Annotated in this window: 14 protein-coding genes and 1 tRNA gene; 10 read left to right on the top strand and 5 right to left on the bottom strand. The window is 71.4% G+C overall.

Annotated elements, in window-relative coordinates; all coding sequences use genetic code 11:
• Positions 1 to 73 precede the first annotated feature (73 nt).
• The gene (hisN, locus tag FDP22_RS02310; RefSeq protein WP_138576572.1) at positions 74 to 895 is read left to right on the top strand and encodes a histidinol-phosphatase; all 822 of its coding nucleotides are present in this window, start codon (positions 74 to 76) and stop codon (positions 893 to 895) included.
• Between the two features lie 391 nt (positions 896 to 1,286).
• On the opposite strand, the gene FDP22_RS02305 is transcribed toward hisN, so the two are convergent.
• Both FDP22_RS02305 and FDP22_RS02300 read right to left on the bottom strand, forming a co-directional pair.
• The gene (locus tag FDP22_RS02305; RefSeq protein ID WP_138576574.1) at positions 1,287 to 2,261 is read right to left on the bottom strand and encodes an alpha/beta fold hydrolase; all 975 of its coding nucleotides are present in this window, start codon (positions 2,259 to 2,261) and stop codon (positions 1,287 to 1,289) included.
• Positions 2,254 to 2,544, bottom strand: coding sequence for an SCP2 sterol-binding domain-containing protein (locus FDP22_RS02300; RefSeq protein ID WP_138576576.1), 291 nt, complete (start codon positions 2,542 to 2,544; stop codon positions 2,254 to 2,256). Before FDP22_RS02300 ends, FDP22_RS02305 begins: the two co-directional genes overlap by 8 nt.
• Positions 2,545 to 2,619: 75 nt before the next feature.
• On the opposite strand from FDP22_RS02300, the gene FDP22_RS02295 reads away from it, so the two are divergent.
• The 5 genes from FDP22_RS02295 (at position 2,620) to FDP22_RS02275 (ending at position 8,008) form a co-directional block, all read left to right on the top strand.
• The gene (locus FDP22_RS02295; RefSeq protein ID WP_239031847.1) at positions 2,620 to 3,240 is read left to right on the top strand and encodes a tetratricopeptide repeat protein; all 621 of its coding nucleotides are present in this window, start codon (positions 2,620 to 2,622) and stop codon (positions 3,238 to 3,240) included.
• Between the two features lie 64 nt (positions 3,241 to 3,304).
• Positions 3,305 to 6,445, top strand: coding sequence for a helicase-related protein (locus FDP22_RS02290; RefSeq protein ID WP_138576578.1), 3,141 nt, complete (start codon positions 3,305 to 3,307; stop codon positions 6,443 to 6,445).
• 7 nt (positions 6,446 to 6,452) lie between these two features.
• Positions 6,453 to 6,743, top strand: coding sequence for an RNA-binding S4 domain-containing protein (locus FDP22_RS02285; RefSeq protein ID WP_138576580.1), 291 nt, complete (start codon positions 6,453 to 6,455; stop codon positions 6,741 to 6,743).
• Between the two features lie 112 nt (positions 6,744 to 6,855).
• Positions 6,856 to 7,194: a ferredoxin FdxA gene (gene fdxA, locus FDP22_RS02280; RefSeq protein WP_138576582.1), complete on the top strand. Its 339-nt coding sequence runs from the start codon at positions 6,856 to 6,858 to the stop codon at positions 7,192 to 7,194.
• 295 nt (positions 7,195 to 7,489) lie between these two features.
• A complete protein-coding gene (locus FDP22_RS02275) occupies positions 7,490 to 8,008 on the top strand; it encodes a CarD family transcriptional regulator (RefSeq protein WP_138576584.1) in 519 nt (172 codons plus the stop codon).
• A 285-nt stretch (positions 8,009 to 8,293) separates the two neighbouring features.
• Here FDP22_RS02275 and cobS read toward each other — a convergent pair whose 3' ends face one another.
• On the bottom strand, positions 8,294 to 9,067 hold the full coding sequence (gene cobS / locus FDP22_RS02270) for an adenosylcobinamide-GDP ribazoletransferase (RefSeq protein ID WP_430225536.1): 774 nt from the start codon (positions 9,065 to 9,067) through the stop codon (positions 8,294 to 8,296).
• Between the two features lie 76 nt (positions 9,068 to 9,143).
• On the opposite strand from cobS, the gene cobT reads away from it, so the two are divergent.
• Positions 9,144 to 10,154 carry a nicotinate-nucleotide--dimethylbenzimidazole phosphoribosyltransferase gene (cobT, locus tag FDP22_RS02265; protein WP_138576588.1) on the top strand — a complete coding sequence of 337 codons (1,011 nt, stop codon included), beginning with the start codon at positions 9,144 to 9,146 and terminating at the stop codon, positions 10,152 to 10,154.
• A 30-nt stretch (positions 10,155 to 10,184) separates the two neighbouring features.
• On the opposite strand, the gene FDP22_RS02260 is transcribed toward cobT, so the two are convergent.
• Together FDP22_RS02260 and FDP22_RS02255 are read right to left on the bottom strand one after the other, a co-directional pair.
• Positions 10,185 to 10,907, bottom strand: coding sequence for a tyrosine-protein phosphatase (locus tag FDP22_RS02260; protein ID WP_138576590.1), 723 nt, complete (start codon positions 10,905 to 10,907; stop codon positions 10,185 to 10,187).
• A 123-nt stretch (positions 10,908 to 11,030) separates the two neighbouring features.
• Positions 11,031 to 11,104, bottom strand: a tRNA-Cys gene (locus tag FDP22_RS02255).
• Positions 11,105 to 11,428: 324 nt separating this feature from the next.
• On the opposite strand from FDP22_RS02255, the gene FDP22_RS02250 reads away from it, so the two are divergent.
• The 3 genes from FDP22_RS02250 (at position 11,429) to FDP22_RS02240 (ending at position 14,007) form a co-directional block, all read left to right on the top strand.
• Positions 11,429 to 12,082 (top strand): protein-L-isoaspartate O-methyltransferase family protein, encoded by a 654-nt coding sequence (locus FDP22_RS02250; protein WP_138576592.1) that lies wholly within the window; start codon positions 11,429 to 11,431, stop codon positions 12,080 to 12,082.
• A gap of 59 nt (positions 12,083 to 12,141) precedes the next feature.
• A complete protein-coding gene (locus FDP22_RS02245; protein ID WP_138576593.1) occupies positions 12,142 to 13,560 on the top strand; it encodes a TolC family outer membrane protein in 1,419 nt (472 codons plus the stop codon).
• A gap of 117 nt (positions 13,561 to 13,677) precedes the next feature.
• Positions 13,678 to 14,007 carry a hypothetical protein gene (locus tag FDP22_RS02240; protein WP_138576595.1) on the top strand — a complete coding sequence of 110 codons (330 nt, stop codon included), beginning with the start codon at positions 13,678 to 13,680 and terminating at the stop codon, positions 14,005 to 14,007.
• Positions 14,008 to 14,117 lie beyond the last annotated feature (110 nt).

The raw sequence follows: 14,117 nt of genomic DNA, 5'->3' as shown, positions 1-14,117 counted from the left end.
CCCGGCCAGAACCGTTGACCATCGGTCCGCGATGTGAAATCCCCGTTGGCCAGACCGGCCCCGGGGATTTTTCATGACCGACGACCTTTCCGCAGCCCTCGCCACACCCGCCCTGCAGGCCGAGCTCATGGCCACGGCGCATGCGCTGGCCGACGCAGCCCGGGTGGCGACGCTCCGGCATTTCCGCACCGCCGGTCTCGCCGCCGACACCAAGCGCGACGACCACTTCGACCCGGTCACCGCCGCCGACCGCGAGGCCGAGACGGCGATGCGCGAGATCCTCGCCCGCCGCCGCCCCGAGGATGGCATCCTGGGCGAGGAGCACGGCACGCAGGCGGGCACCAGCGGCCTCACCTGGGTGCTGGACCCGATCGACGGCACCCGCGCCTACATCTCCGGCTGCCCGAGCTGGGGCGTGCTGATCGGCCTCGACGCCGGCGCCGGCCCGGTGATGGGCATCGTCGACCAGCCCTGGACCGGGGAACGCTTCATCGGCGGCTTCGGCGCGGCGCGCCTGGAACGCGGCGGCGCGGCCACGCCGCTGGCCGTGCGGCCCTGCGCCAACCTCGGCTCCGCCACGCTGTTCACCACCTTCCCCGAGGTCGGCACCCCGGCCGAGCGCGCCGGCTTCGAGGCGGTGCGCGACCGGGTGCGCCTCACGCGCTACGGGCTGGATTGCTACGCCTACGCGCTTGTGGCGCTGGGGCAGGTGGATCTCGTGATCGAGGCCGGCCTGCAGGCCTATGACGTACAGGGCCCGATCGCTGTCATCGAGGCCGCCGGCGGCATCGTGACGAACTGGCAGGGCGGCCCGGCCCACATGGGCGGGCGCGTGCTGGCCGCCGGCGATGCCCGGGTCCACGCCGCCGCGCTGGAACGCCTCTCCCGCGCCTGACCGCACCGGCCGGCGCCGGCGTCGCCCCAATGCTGGCGCGCGAACGTGGCGCCTGCGCCCCCGGCCATGTCAGGGGTGCCGGCCCGCCGGAGCAGGGCTGACGTTCGGGCGCGGCGCCTCCGCGCGCGGCTCAGGCAATGGGAAGGGCGTCAGTCCGACGGGGCAGGGCTGGCGGGCCGCTGCGGTGCTTCCGCGCGCGGTTCAGGCACCCTGAGGGGCGTCAGCCCGCCGGGGGAGGGCGGATGCGCCAGCGGCCGGGAGTGCCGGTGTGAGGCGCTGCGCCGGCCGTCGCCCCGCGCGCCGGGGGGCGGGCGCTAGGGAGGCAGCCGGCGCCACCGGGAACACACCAAGGCGGTCTTCCTGCGCGCCGGGGGAAGGCGCGGGTCCGGCGTCAACCGGGCAGCAGGCCCTGTGCGATGAGCAACCGGTCGGTTTCCGCCCAGCAGATCTCCTGAAGCTCCGGCCGCTCCATCCAGGCCTCGTGCCGCCCGCCCTGAAGCGTGACCAGCCGGCCGGTGGGCGTGCGGGCCATGCGCGCACGGATCGCCTCGGGGGAGACGATGTGCTCCTCGCTGCCCAGGAAGGTGACCATCGGCACCGGCGGGGTGTCGCGGCGGGCCACCGCGTCGATCTCGCGGAAGGCGCGGTTCAGCCAGCCCCAGCTCACCCCGCCCAGCCCCAGTTCCGGGCGCTTTGTGAGATGCGCGCGCAGCCAGGCGTAGTGCGCGGGGTCCGAGGTGAGCAGGTTGTCCTCGAACGGCTGGGTGAGGGCGTAATAGTCCCTCTCCCCGGCGCGCAGGTGGCGGCGCGAGCGCCCCACGGCGCACATCAGCCGCGCCACCAGCCGGGCGCTACGCGCCGCGCTGAGCGGAATGTCGAAGCCCCACATCGGCGCGGAGAGCACCGCCGCGCGCACCTCCAGCCCCGAGAGCAGCGCGCGCAGGGCGATGCAGCCCCCCATGGAATGCGCCAGCAGGATGCGCGGCCCGGGCAGGGACGCCACCTCCGGCGCCGCCAGCACCGCGGCGAGATCGGCCTGATAGGCGGCGAAATCTGCCACGTGCCCGAGGTCCGTGCGGTTGTGCGGACGGGTGGAGAGCCCCTGTCCGCGCCAGTCGATCACCACGGAGCCGAAGCCGCGCGCGGCAAGGGCGGCCATCACCCGGCCATATTTCTCCGCGTATTCGGTGCGCCCGGGGAAGATCAGCGCCGTGCCGCGCGCGCCCGGCTGCGTGACCGCGAAGCGCAGGCGCACCTGGGCGCCGGGAGGGCGCGGCCAGCCGAAGCCCGGCGCGGAGACGAACCGGGCCCGGGTGCCCTCCGGCGCCTCGGCGAGAGCGCTGTCGAAGGGGGCGACCTCAGCCAAGGAGGCCCGCGAGCTTCATCGCGGTTCCCATCGAGCCGTCGACCTTCAGCCGACCGGTCATGAAGGCGGTGGCCGGCTTCACCTTGCCCTCGATGATGCCGCGAAACGTGTCCACGCTGGCGGTGAGCGTCACCTCGGCGTCCGAATCATCGATGCTCACGCCGTTCTCGTCGATGCGGATCGAGCCTTCGTCGCGGATCACGAAGCGCACCGATCCGTCGAACTTCCGGTCTCCGACCTTCTTGCGCAGGGCCTTCACGCCGGCCTTGACCATCTCACTCATCCTGCTCTCCGTTTTGTGAGGGGCAAGGCGTGCCCGCCACTCGATTTATTTACGTTCGATGGTAATCTAGGCCACATGGCTGGAGTTCAAAAGACATTGATCATGCTCTGGGCGCTGGCGGCGCCGGCGCCGCTGCTTGCGCAGGCGATGGTGCCCGGCGGCGAGGCCCTGCCCGACGGGCCCGTGACCGAACCCGTGGAGCAGAGCCGCCCGAACCATGACGAGGAGCTCGGCATCCTGCTGGAGCGCCTCGCGCAGGAGGACGCCCCGGCGCCGGAGCGTATCGAGCAGCGGGTGATCGAGCTCTGGTCCGAATCCGGCTCCGACACCGCCGACCTGCTGCTGCGCCGCGGGCAGGACGCCCTGAATGCCGAGGATTACGAGGCGGCGGTGGAGCATTTCTCCGCGCTGATCGACCATGAGCCGGAGTTCGCGGAGGCCTGGAACGCCCGCGCCACCACCTTCTTCATGATGGACCTGCCGGGCCTTTCCGTGCCCGACATCGAGCACACGCTGGCGCTGAACCCGAAGCATTTCGGGGCGCTGGCCGGGCTCGGCATCATCCTGGAGCAGACCGGCGAGCTGAAGGGCGCGCTGGCGGCCTATCGCGCCGCGCAGGCGCTCAACCCGCACCGCGAACAGGTGAACGACTCGGTCGAGCGTCTTGCAGCCGAGGTGGACGGCCCCGATATCTGACGATATGAGCGGGAGAGGCTGACGGCACGGGCGCCGCGGCCACGGACCCACCCGAAGGGCGGACATGCTGGATACTGCGCACCCGCGAGACCGGACCGTGACGGCCGTCCTCGGGCCGACGAACACGGGCAAGACCCATTACGCCATCGAACGCATGCTCGGGCACCGCACCGGCGTGATCGGGCTGCCGCTGCGGCTGCTGGCCCGTGAGGTGTATGACCGCATCGTCGGCCTGCGCGGCCCCTCCGTTGTGGCGCTGGTCACCGGCGAGGAGCGCATCGTGCCGCCGCGCGCCCAGTACTGGGTGTGCACGGTGGAGGCGATGCCGCTGGAGATCGGGGCGGATTTCGTGGCCGTCGACGAGATCCAGCTCTGCGCCGACCCGGAGCGCGGGCATGTGTTCACCAACCGGCTGCTCTTCGCCCGCGGCCTGCACGAGACGCTGTTCCTGGGCTCCGACACCATCCGCCCGCGCATCGCGGCGCTGATCCCCCAGGCGCAGTTCCAGCGCCGGGAGCGGTTCTCGAACCTCACCTACGCGGGGTCGAAGAAGCTCTCGCGCCTGCCGGAGCGCTCCGCCATCGTGGGGTTCTCGGTGGACAACGTCTATGCCGTGGCCGAGCTGTTGCGCCGCCAGCGCGGCGGGGCGGCAGTGGTGATGGGCGCGCTTTCCCCGCGCACCCGCAACGCGCAGGTGGCGCTCTACCAGAACGGCGACGTGGACTACATGGTGGCCACCGACGCCATCGGCATGGGGCTGAACCTCGATGTGCGCCACGTGGCCTTCGCCGGCCTGTCGAAATTCGACGGCCATCGCCACCGCCACCTGCATGCCAACGAGCTGGCCCAGATCGCCGGGCGCGCCGGGCGACACACGAATGACGGCACCTTCGGCGTGACCGGGGAGTCCGGCCCGCTGGACGAGGAGATGATCGAGGCGATCGAGCAGCATCGATTCGCCCCGCTGACGAAATTGCAGTATCGTAACGCGCGGCTGGAATTCGGCTCGGTTCCGGCGCTGATCGGCTCGCTGGAGGCGCCCGCCGCGCATCCCGACCTCGTCCGCGCCCGGGAGTCCGACGACCTCGCCGCGCTGAAGGCGCTCTGGGCCGATGATGCGGTGCGCGACACGCTGTCGGGGGCGCAGACGGTGCGCCGCCTGTGGGATGTGGCGCAGGTGCCCGATTTCCGCAAGGTGAGCCCGACCGAGCATGCAACGCTGCTGGCGCGTATTTATCAGTTCCTGTCGTCGGGGCGGGCGTGTATACCCTCCGACTGGCTGGCAGGGCAGGTCACGCGCATCGACCGGACCGATGGGGACATCGATGCGATTTCCAAGCGGCTGGCCTACATCCGGACTTGGACCTATGTCGCGCAGCGCACGGGCTGGGTCGAGTCCGAGGAGCATTGGCGCGGGGAGACCCGTGCCGTGGAAGATCGTCTGTCCGATGCCCTGCACGAGCGGCTGACGCAGCGATTTGTCGACCGGCGCACGAGCGTGCTCATGCGGCGGTTGAAACAGAGGGAGAGCCTGGTGGCCGAAGTGAGCGAAACCGGTGATGTGACCGTCGAGGGTCAGTTCGTGGGCCGGCTGGAAGGGTTCCAGTTCAGCCCCGACCCCAAAGCGGCCGGCGATGAAGCCAAGACCCTGAAAGCCGCCTCCCTCCAGGCGCTTCAGGTGGAGTTCAACCGCCGCGCGGACCGTTTCTACAACGCGCCCGACCCGGAGATCGGCATGACCGAGCAGGGCGGGCTGATGTGGGGCGAGCATGCCGTCGGCCGGCTGGTGGCCGGGCCGGACGCCCTCTCGCCCGAGGTGAAGGCCTTCGTGGACGAGAACGCCGACCCCTCCGTGGGGGAAAAGGTGACCCGTCGCCTCACCCATTGGATCAACCGGCGCATCACCGCGCAGTTCGAGCCGCTCCTCGCTCTGAAGAACGACGAGAGCGTGACCGGGCTGGCCCGGGGCGTGGCGTTCCGGCTGGTGGAGAACCTCGGCGTGCTGCCGCGGGCCGAGGTGGCCGGCGACGTGAAGTCGCTTGACCAGGACGCGCGCGGCATGCTGCGCAAGCATGGCGTGCGCTTCGGCCAGTATACCCTGTTCCAGCAGGCGCTGCTCAAGCCCGCGCCCACCCAGCTGCGCCTTGTGCTCTGGGCCCTGCATGCCGGGCTGGATGACTTCCCCTCCGCCCCGCCGCCGGGGCTGGTGACCATTCCGGAAGTGCCCGGTGCGACCGAGGGCTATTACTCCCGCGCCGGCTACCACGCCGCCGGCCCGCGCGCGATCCGCATCGACATGCTGGAGCGCCTGGCTGACCAGATCCGCGCCCGCGACACGCGCAGCGGGTTCGAGGCCACGCCGGACATGCTGTCGATCACCGGCCTGACGCTGGAGCAGTTCGCGGCCCTGCTGTCGGGCCTGGGCTACCGCGCCGAGCAGGGAGAGCGGCCGAAGAATCGCCCCGCGGCTCCCGGTTTCTCCTCCGCCGACACCCCGCAGGCGGAGGCCCCCGCGACCGAAGAGGCACCGGCTGAGACGGTCGACGAATCCGCTGACCCGGAGGCGGTGACCGCCGACGCTCCCGAGGCTGAAGCGCCCGTGGCCGTCGAGGCCGCGCCCGCCGAGGCCGACGCCGCACCGGCGGATGAGACGGCCCCTGTCGAGGACGCGGCCGAGACACCTGCGGAAGCCGCTGCCCCGGCGGAAGAGCCCGCTCCGGCGGAAGCCGCTGCGCCGGAAGACGCTCCGGCCGAGCCCGAGGTCCGGACCGAAGCCCCGGCCGAGGTGTCCTCCGACGCGCCTGCCGAGGCTGAAGCCGAGGCCCCGGAAGCTGACGAGACGGGCGGCCCGGTGGAAACGGAAGTGTTCTACACCTTCACCTGGGCCCCGCCGCGGCGCGATGCGAATCGCAACCGCCGCAAGGGCCCGCCGCGGCGCGACGCGAAGCCCGAGGCTGGCGAACCGGCCGCCCGGCGCGACGGGGACCCTTCCGGCCGGCGCGAGGGCGGGGATCCGTCCAGCCGCCGCGACGCCGGGAAACCCTCCGGCCCGAAGGGCAAGAAGGGCAAGGGCAAGCCGCGCGACGAGGGGCAGGGCGGCAAGCCCCGCGTGTATTCCTCGCAGCAGTCCCGCCGGCCCGAGAAGGCCATCGACCCGGACAATCCCTTCGCTGCGCTGGCGGCGCTGAAGCTCAAGAAGGACTGAGCGACGATTGCAGCACGGCCCCGGCATCCGCCTCGACAAGTGGCTCTGGCAGGCGCGTTTCTTCAAGACGCGCGGCCTGGCGGCCAAGGTCGCGGGTGCCGGCAAGGTGCGCATCAATGGCGCCAGAACCGAGAAACCGGCCGCCACCGTGCGGCCGGGGGACGTGCTGACCTTCCCGCAGGGCAACACGGTTCTGGTGATCCGGATTCGCGCCCTGGGCGAGCGCCGCGGCCCGGCACCGGAAGCCCGGACGCTCTATGAGCCGGTCGACACCCCGGCCGTATCCGGGGCGAATTGAACCGCAGGGCAAATCCCCCCTTGAACCCGTCACGGGCCGGCCATAAAACGCCGGGGACTGCAGAAGCGTAAGTGCTTCACACCCTTTTTCTGTGGAATACGGGGCCGCCTACATGACCTATGTCGTCACGGACAACTGCATCGCCTGCAAATACACGGACTGTGTCGAGGTCTGCCCGGTGGACTGTTTCTACGAGGGCGAGAACATGCTCGTCATCCACCCGGACGAGTGCATCGATTGCGGCGTGTGCGAACCCGAGTGCCCGGCCGACGCCATCCGTCCGGACACCGAGCCGGACATGGAGCAGTGGGTCGAGTTCAACCGCAAGTACTCCGAAGCCTGGCCGAATATCGTACAGCGCCGCGACGCCCTGCCGGACGCCGAAGCCAATGACGGCAAGGCCGGCAAGCTGGAAAGCATGTTCTCCGCGGAGCCCGGCGAGGGCAACTGAGCGACCCGCCCTCCCGCAGCCACCGCGCGGGAAGGCCTTACGGTACCTGAGTATTCCGGACGTTGGTTAACTGCGTCTGCACGAATTACGTGCGCCCATCTTCCAGAATCGCCAATATGATGCTATATAAGCGACACAATGTTGGATGCACGGCTCACGTGTCAGGTCTCTGACCTGCCCGGGGGGCCCGTTTCTCTCGCCAGACGAAGCCTCCTCAGGCTGTCATGCAGGCAGTCCTGGGGTATCCGTTTCTGTGGAGGGAGGGTGCGCCGCAGGTCCGTAAGAGGAAGAGGCAATGACGAAACTTAAGACGGATGGGAGGCCGGAGTTCCGGCCGAACGATTACGTCGTTTACCCGGCCCACGGGGTCGGTCGCATTCTCACGATCGAGGTTCAGGAAATCGCCGGTCTGAAGATGGAGCTCTTCGTTATCTCGTTCGAGAAGGACAAGATGACCCTGCGCGTCCCCACGGCGAAAGCTGATTCGGTCGGCATGCGCTCGCTGTCCACGCCCGACATCGTCGGCAAGGCGCTCGAGACCCTGAAGGGGCGGGCGCGGGTGAAGCGGGCCATGTGGTCGCGCCGCGCTCAGGAATACGAGCAGAAGATCAACTCGGGCGATCTCGTCTCGATCGCCGAAGTGGTGCGCGACCTGCATCGCAATGACGATCAGCGCGAGCAGTCCTACTCCGAGCGCCAGCTCTACGAGGCTGCCCTCGAGCGTCTGACCCGCGAAGTGGCGGCCGTCGACGGTGTCGACGAGCAGCGCGCCGCGAAGAAGGTGGATGAGCTGCTGGACTGCCGCGCAGCCTGATCCTTCCGCTATCGGGCCCGGCCCGACACGTCATTGACCCGCGCCGCCCCCGGTGCGGGTTTTTTCATGCGTGCGGGCAGGACGTTGCGCGCCGGCCCTGCCGGTGGGGGTGAGGGTGCGGTGCGCAGCGGGTCGCGGGCGGGCCCGGGCCGGCAGGCGGCAGGTTTCTCCCCGCGGGCGGACATCCGTGGTCCGGGCCCCGGGCCCACGGGTGCGGCCGCCACCCGGGCCGCCGTTCGCTGCGTGGGCCTCGCGGCCTTTCACCGGGTTGCCCGCCGGGCCCCCTCACCCGAGGCAGGCCGCCACTCCCGCCAGGGCTGCCATTTCCGAGATCTGCTGGGTGGCGCCCAGCACGTCGCCGGTCTGTCCGCCCAGCCGCGCCCGGGCGAGCAGGCACACGCCGAGCCCGCCGGCCCCGGCGAGGGCGCAGGCGAGCACCCCGGCCCCGCCCAACCCCACTGCGCCGCCGGCGAGGCAGAGCGCCGCGCCGAGCAGGACGGCGCGCAGCGGCGGGCGTCCGACCCCGGCGGAGAGGCCGGAGCCCCGGGCGTTGGGCATCCGCATCGCCGCGGCCATGGCGGCGCGGGAGACCGCCGCGCAAAGCGCCAGTGCCGCCACCGGGGTCCAGCCGGGCAGGGCGGCGAGGGCGGACCAGCGCGCCAGCACCACCAGCAGCAGCGCCAGCGCGCCGTAGCTGCCGATCCGGCTGTCCTTCATGATCTCGAGCCGGTGTGCCCGGTCACGCCCGCCCCAGACCCCGTCGGCGCAATCGGCCAGGCCGTCCTCGTGCAGGGCGCCGGTGGCGAGGGCCATGAGGGCGAGCGCCAGCGCCGCGGCCACGCCGTCCGGCAGCCCGGCCATCCGCGCCAGCACCAGCGCCGTGCCGGCCACGGCCCCCAGCGCCGCGCCCACCACGGGCCAGGCCCAGGCCGAGGCGGCCAGCCGCGCGCCGACGGCGCCATGGTCCACCGGAAACGGCAGGCGGGTCAGCAGCACCGCCGCCGCGCCGAAATCCTGCGGCGAGACCAGCGGGGAGGGCGGAGAGGCGGGCTCGGTCACGGGGCTGTCTCTTGCGGGGGCGGGGAGCGGCCATATAGACAGGCGGCGCGGCACAAGACAATCACGGGAGCCCGACATGACCTTCTCCACAGCGGCGGAATTCGCGGCCCTCGTCCGGGCGGCCCCCGGCTTCGACGCGGCGTCGGCAGCCCTGGCGCGGGAGCGCGACGCGAGCCTTACCAAGCCCCCCGGCGCCCTCGGGCGGCTGGAGGACCTCGCGATCTGGTACGCAGGCTGGCGCGGGGCGCCGCTCACCGCCCTGGCCCGGCCGCAGGTGGCGGTGTTCGCGGGAAATCATGGCATCACGGCGCGCGGCGTTTCCGCCTTTCCCGCCGAGGTGACGGCGCAGATGGTGGAGAACTTCCGCCACGGCGGCGCCGCCGTGAACCAGCTTGCCGCGGTGGCCGGAGCAACCCTCACCGTGCACGCGCTGGAGCTGGACCGGCCGGTGGCGGATTTCACCCTAGGCCCGGCGATGACGGAGGCGGAGCTGGTCGCCGCCCTGCGCACCGGCTGGGACGCGGTGGACCCGGAGGCCGACCTGCTGGTGACCGGCGAGATGGGCATCGGCAACACCACCTCCGCCGCGGCGCTGGCCACGGCGCTCTGGGGCGGAGACCCGGAGGGCTGGGTGGGCCGGGGCACCGGCATCGACGATGCGGGGCTCGCCCGCAAGGCCGAGGTGGTGCGCGCCGGGATATCCGCGAACCCGGAGGCGCTGGCAACGCCGCTGGCCGCGCTGCGCTGCCTCGGGGGGCGCGAGATCGCCGCGATGGCCGGGGCCATGGCCCGGGCACGGGCCGCGCGCATCCCGGTGCTGCTCGACGGGTTCATCACCTGCGCGGCGGCCTCGGTTCTCGCCCGCATGGCGCCCGGGGCGCTGGATCATTGCCTCGCCGGCCATGTCTCCGCCGAGGCGGGACATGGCAAGCTGCTGGAACGGCTGGGAAAGCAGCCGCTGCTCGCGCTCGGGCTGCGGCTGGGCGAAGCGTCCGGCGCGGCGCTGGCCATCCCGGTGGTGAGGGCGGCGCTGGCCTGCCACACCGGCATGGCGAGCTTCGCGGAGGCGGGCGTCTCGGACGCCTGATGCCCGGGCGCGGGCCGGCGCCGGCGAGGGTCACTCCCGGCGCAGCACCCGCTCGACCACCCAGGACATCAGCCCGGTGCTGCGGAAGCCGGCCTTGATGGCGGCGGGATCATAGCGCGTCTCGACCCATTCCTCCAGGCCCATGCCCGTGCCGGCGGTCTCGGCCAGGCAGGTCTCGTAGAACCGGTCGAGGATCCCGGTCTTCGCGTGCTTGAAATGGCCGTAGCGGGCGGAGAGCTGGCCGAAGGCCTCCTCCAGCGGCTGGCCCTCGATCAGGTGCATGTGCAGCACGGAGACGAAACCCGCCCGGTCCGCGCCGGACTTGCAGTGATAGAGCACCGGCGCCTCGGCGCTGCGCATCGCCGCGACGAGCTCGCGGAACTCCTCCCGGCTGGGCAGCTCGCGCGAGCGCACCCGCACCCGGGTGAAGGTGAGGCCGAGCTCCTTGCAGGCGAGGATCTCCAGCGGCAGCGACCCGAACAGCATGCCGCCGCGCAGCGACATCACCGTGCGCCCGCCCTCGCGCGCGAAGCGCCGCAGCAGGCCGGGAGACGGCTGGGCCGAGCGCGCGCCGCGGCTGCCGAGCCGGTGGTAATTGGGGTAGATCAGCCGGAAGATGCCGTGGTCCTGCAGCAGCATGTTCGCCCAGGCGCGGAACCTGCCCCACCATGTGGTCGGCGGCTCGGACCAGCGCGCAAGGTCGCGCTGACGGCGCAGCGCGCGGGCCTCGGGGGTTTTGGAGAACGGGTTCATCACGCGGCTGGGCTTCCCTTTGCAGGACACCCCCCGGTCTGGCGGGGCTCGGAACACCCCCGGACGGGCCGGGCTCAGCCCCGCTCGAAGGGGCGCGGTGACTGCGGGCAGGCAGCTCGTTGCTGGAGGCGACGACCGGAATCGAACCGGTGTACACGGATTTGCAATCCGCTGCGTAACCACTCCGCCACGTCGCCGGAAAACGCCCGCACCGCAGTCAGCGGGGCTATAGCAAGCCGCGCAGACGGAGACAAGCGGATATCCGCGCCCGGGCCCGCACCCTGTGCGCAGAGCGCGGGAGGGGGCGGGAGAGCAGGGTTGAGGGCGGTGGCGCCTGTGCGACCGAGGCCGGAAAGGTGAATCGACAGCCGGGAACGGCAGGCGGAGGGCGAAAGGAGCGCGGTGCCGCGGGCCGTTGCGGCCGCGGTGACGGCGCGAGCCTCCGGGGCGGGGGCAGTGATTGCCCCTTAACACCTTTTGTGGCAAAACCTGAGCCAACCGAGTGTAGCCAAGGCCCGAACATGACCAATTTCGCCGCCGCCCGCACCGCCATGGTGGATTGCCAGATCCGGCCTTCCGACGTGACGCTTTATCCCATCATCGCCGCGATGCTCGAAGTGCCGCGCGAGAAGTTCGTGCCGGTGGACCTGCGCGACGTCGCCTATGTGGGCGAGCACGTGACGATCGCCGAGAATCGCGTCCTGCTGGACCCGCGCGTCTTCGCCAAGATGCTCGATGCGGTGAACCCCGGCCCTGACGCGCTGGTGCTCGATATCGCCCCGGGCTGCGGGTATTCCTCCGCCGTGCTGGCCAGGCTCGCCGCGGCCGTTGTCGCCGTGGAGGAGGACCCGGACTTCGCCAGGGTCGCCGCCGCCGCCCTGTCCGAGACCGGCGCGGACACGGTGATGGTCGAGAACGGCCCGCATGTCGCCGGCGCCGCGGCGCAGGGCCCGTTCGACCTCGTGTTCATCAACGGCGGTGTCGAGCAGGTGCCGCAGGCGATCATCGACCAGGTGAAACCCGGCGGGCAGATCATCGCGATCTTCGTCGACGGGCCCTACGGCCAGTGCCGGGTCGGAACCTGCGGCAACGCATCGGTTGCGTGGCGGAATGTATTTGACGCCACCGCCCCCGTCCTTCTAGGGTTCGCTAAAGAACAGGAATTCGCATTCTGAATTGCGCAATACGGCTGGCCGCGAGGCCGGCCTCCGAACGATCGGGACTGGAGAGACGGATGAATCTGGACAATTCGCGGCGCGCAATCGCCGGGATCGCGGTTGCGCTCGGATTGGCGATGCCGGTGGCATCAACCGCCCAGACCCTGCCTGACGCTCTCGTGAAGGCCTACGAGAGCAACCCGACCCTGCGCATCAGCCGGTCCCGGCTGCTCCAGGCCGATGAGCAGGTGGCGCAGGCCCGCTCCGATCTCCTGCCCGACATCACCGCGAACGGTTCGGTGGGCGCCGTGTCGGAATTCACCCGCCAGGGCCGCACCGTCGGTCCGGAGGACACCACCCAGCTGCAGGGCGGCGCCTCGATCGACGGGTCGATCACCCTGGGCAGCTTCGGCCGCACCCAGGCGCAGATCGACAGCGCCGTGGCCTCCGTGCTCGCGGCGCGCTCCTCGCTCACCGGGGTGGAGCAGGACGTGCTGCTGGACGCCGCCACCGCCTTCATGGACGTGCGCCGCGACATCCGCTTCGTGGACATCGCGCGCAACAACGTCCGCGTGATCAACGAGCAGCTCCGCGCCACGCAGGACCGGTTCGATGTCGGCGAGGTCACCCGCACCGACGTGAGCCAGGCCGAGGCGGCCCTCGCCGCCGCGCGGGCCAATCTGGCGGCCAGCACCGGCTCGCTGTCCCAGTCCCGCGCCGCCTTCCTGGCCGCGGTGGGGGAGGAGGCGACCGATCTCGCCCCGCCGCCGCCGATCCCGGACCTGCCGGCCTCGGAGGCCGCTGCCGAAGCCGTGGCGATGCGCGAGCATCCCGTGCTGGTCTCCGCCCGCTACACCGAGGAGGCGGCGATGCACGACGTCGAGCTCGCCAAGGCCGGGCTGAACCCGCTGCTCACCCTGAACGGTTCGGTCTACTATGACCATGCCCAGGCCGCCTTCCACGACACCTCCACCAACGAGGACACGCTCGGCGCCCTCATCCAGCTGCAGATCCAGGTGCCGCTCTACCGCGGCGGCGAGCTGGACAGCATCGTCCGCCAGGCGGAGGCCATCGTGGCGCAGCGCCGCGCCGAGACCCAGGACACCGCCCGCACCATCCGCCAGTCCGTGCAGCTCGCCTGGTCCGGCCTTGCCGTGGCCCGCGCCTCGATCCGCGCCAACCAGGAGCAGATCGACGCGGCCGAGGTGGCCTTCAACGGTGTGGTCGAGGAAGCCAAATATGGTGAGCGCACCACGCTCGACGTGCTGGATTCCGAGCAGACCCTGCTGGAAGCCCGCTCCGACCTCGTCTCCGCCCAGCGTGACGAATTCGTGGCCGCCTACAACCTGCTCTCGGCCATGGGCCTGCTCACCGTGGCGCACCTGGGCCTCACCGTCACGCCCTACGACCCGACGGCGAACTACGAGTACGTGCGCACCAACCCGCCCAACGAGGACGGCCTGCGGCTCGAGAAGATCATCGACCGCTGGAACTGACCTCCGCGGCTGCCCAGAGTTCACCGCCCCCCACCTGACCGATTGCCTGACGGACGCGAAAGCCGTATCCATCGGGAACGGGGGGCACTGAGGCCCTCCGGCGATCTTCGAGGTGGCATGGCAGAGCCCGGCGACACGCGCGAGACCCCAAGCGTCGAGGATGTCCTGTCCTCGATCCGAAGGCTCGTGACCGAGGAAGAGAACAGCCGCCGCGGCCAGCGCAAGGCCGCGCCGCCGCCGGCCGAACGCCTGTTGCTCACCCGCGAGATGCGGGTGGAGGAACCCGACGTGGAGAGCTTCGCCGAGGCGGCCGACCTCGCCGAGCACATTCGCCAGATCGTCCGCTCCGAGTTGCGCGGCGAACTGGGCGAGCGCATTTCCTCCAACATCCGCCGCATGGTGCGCCGCGAGGTGGCCCGGGCCCTGGACGCCCGCGAGAAGGGCTGAATACCGGCCCCGGGGCCGCCCGCACGCCCCGGGGGCCACCGCCGCGCGCGATTCTGGCATCCCGGCGCATGCTGGTGCTTTAACATCGCGCCCGCGCGCGCTAGACAGCG

Origin of the sequence: Paroceanicella profunda (genome assembly GCF_005887635.2) — a bacterium.
GTDB lineage: Bacteria > Pseudomonadota > Alphaproteobacteria > Rhodobacterales > Rhodobacteraceae > Paroceanicella > Paroceanicella profunda.
Note: the sequence above shows the minus strand (reverse complement) of the source record. Positions and strands in the feature narration are given on the sequence as shown.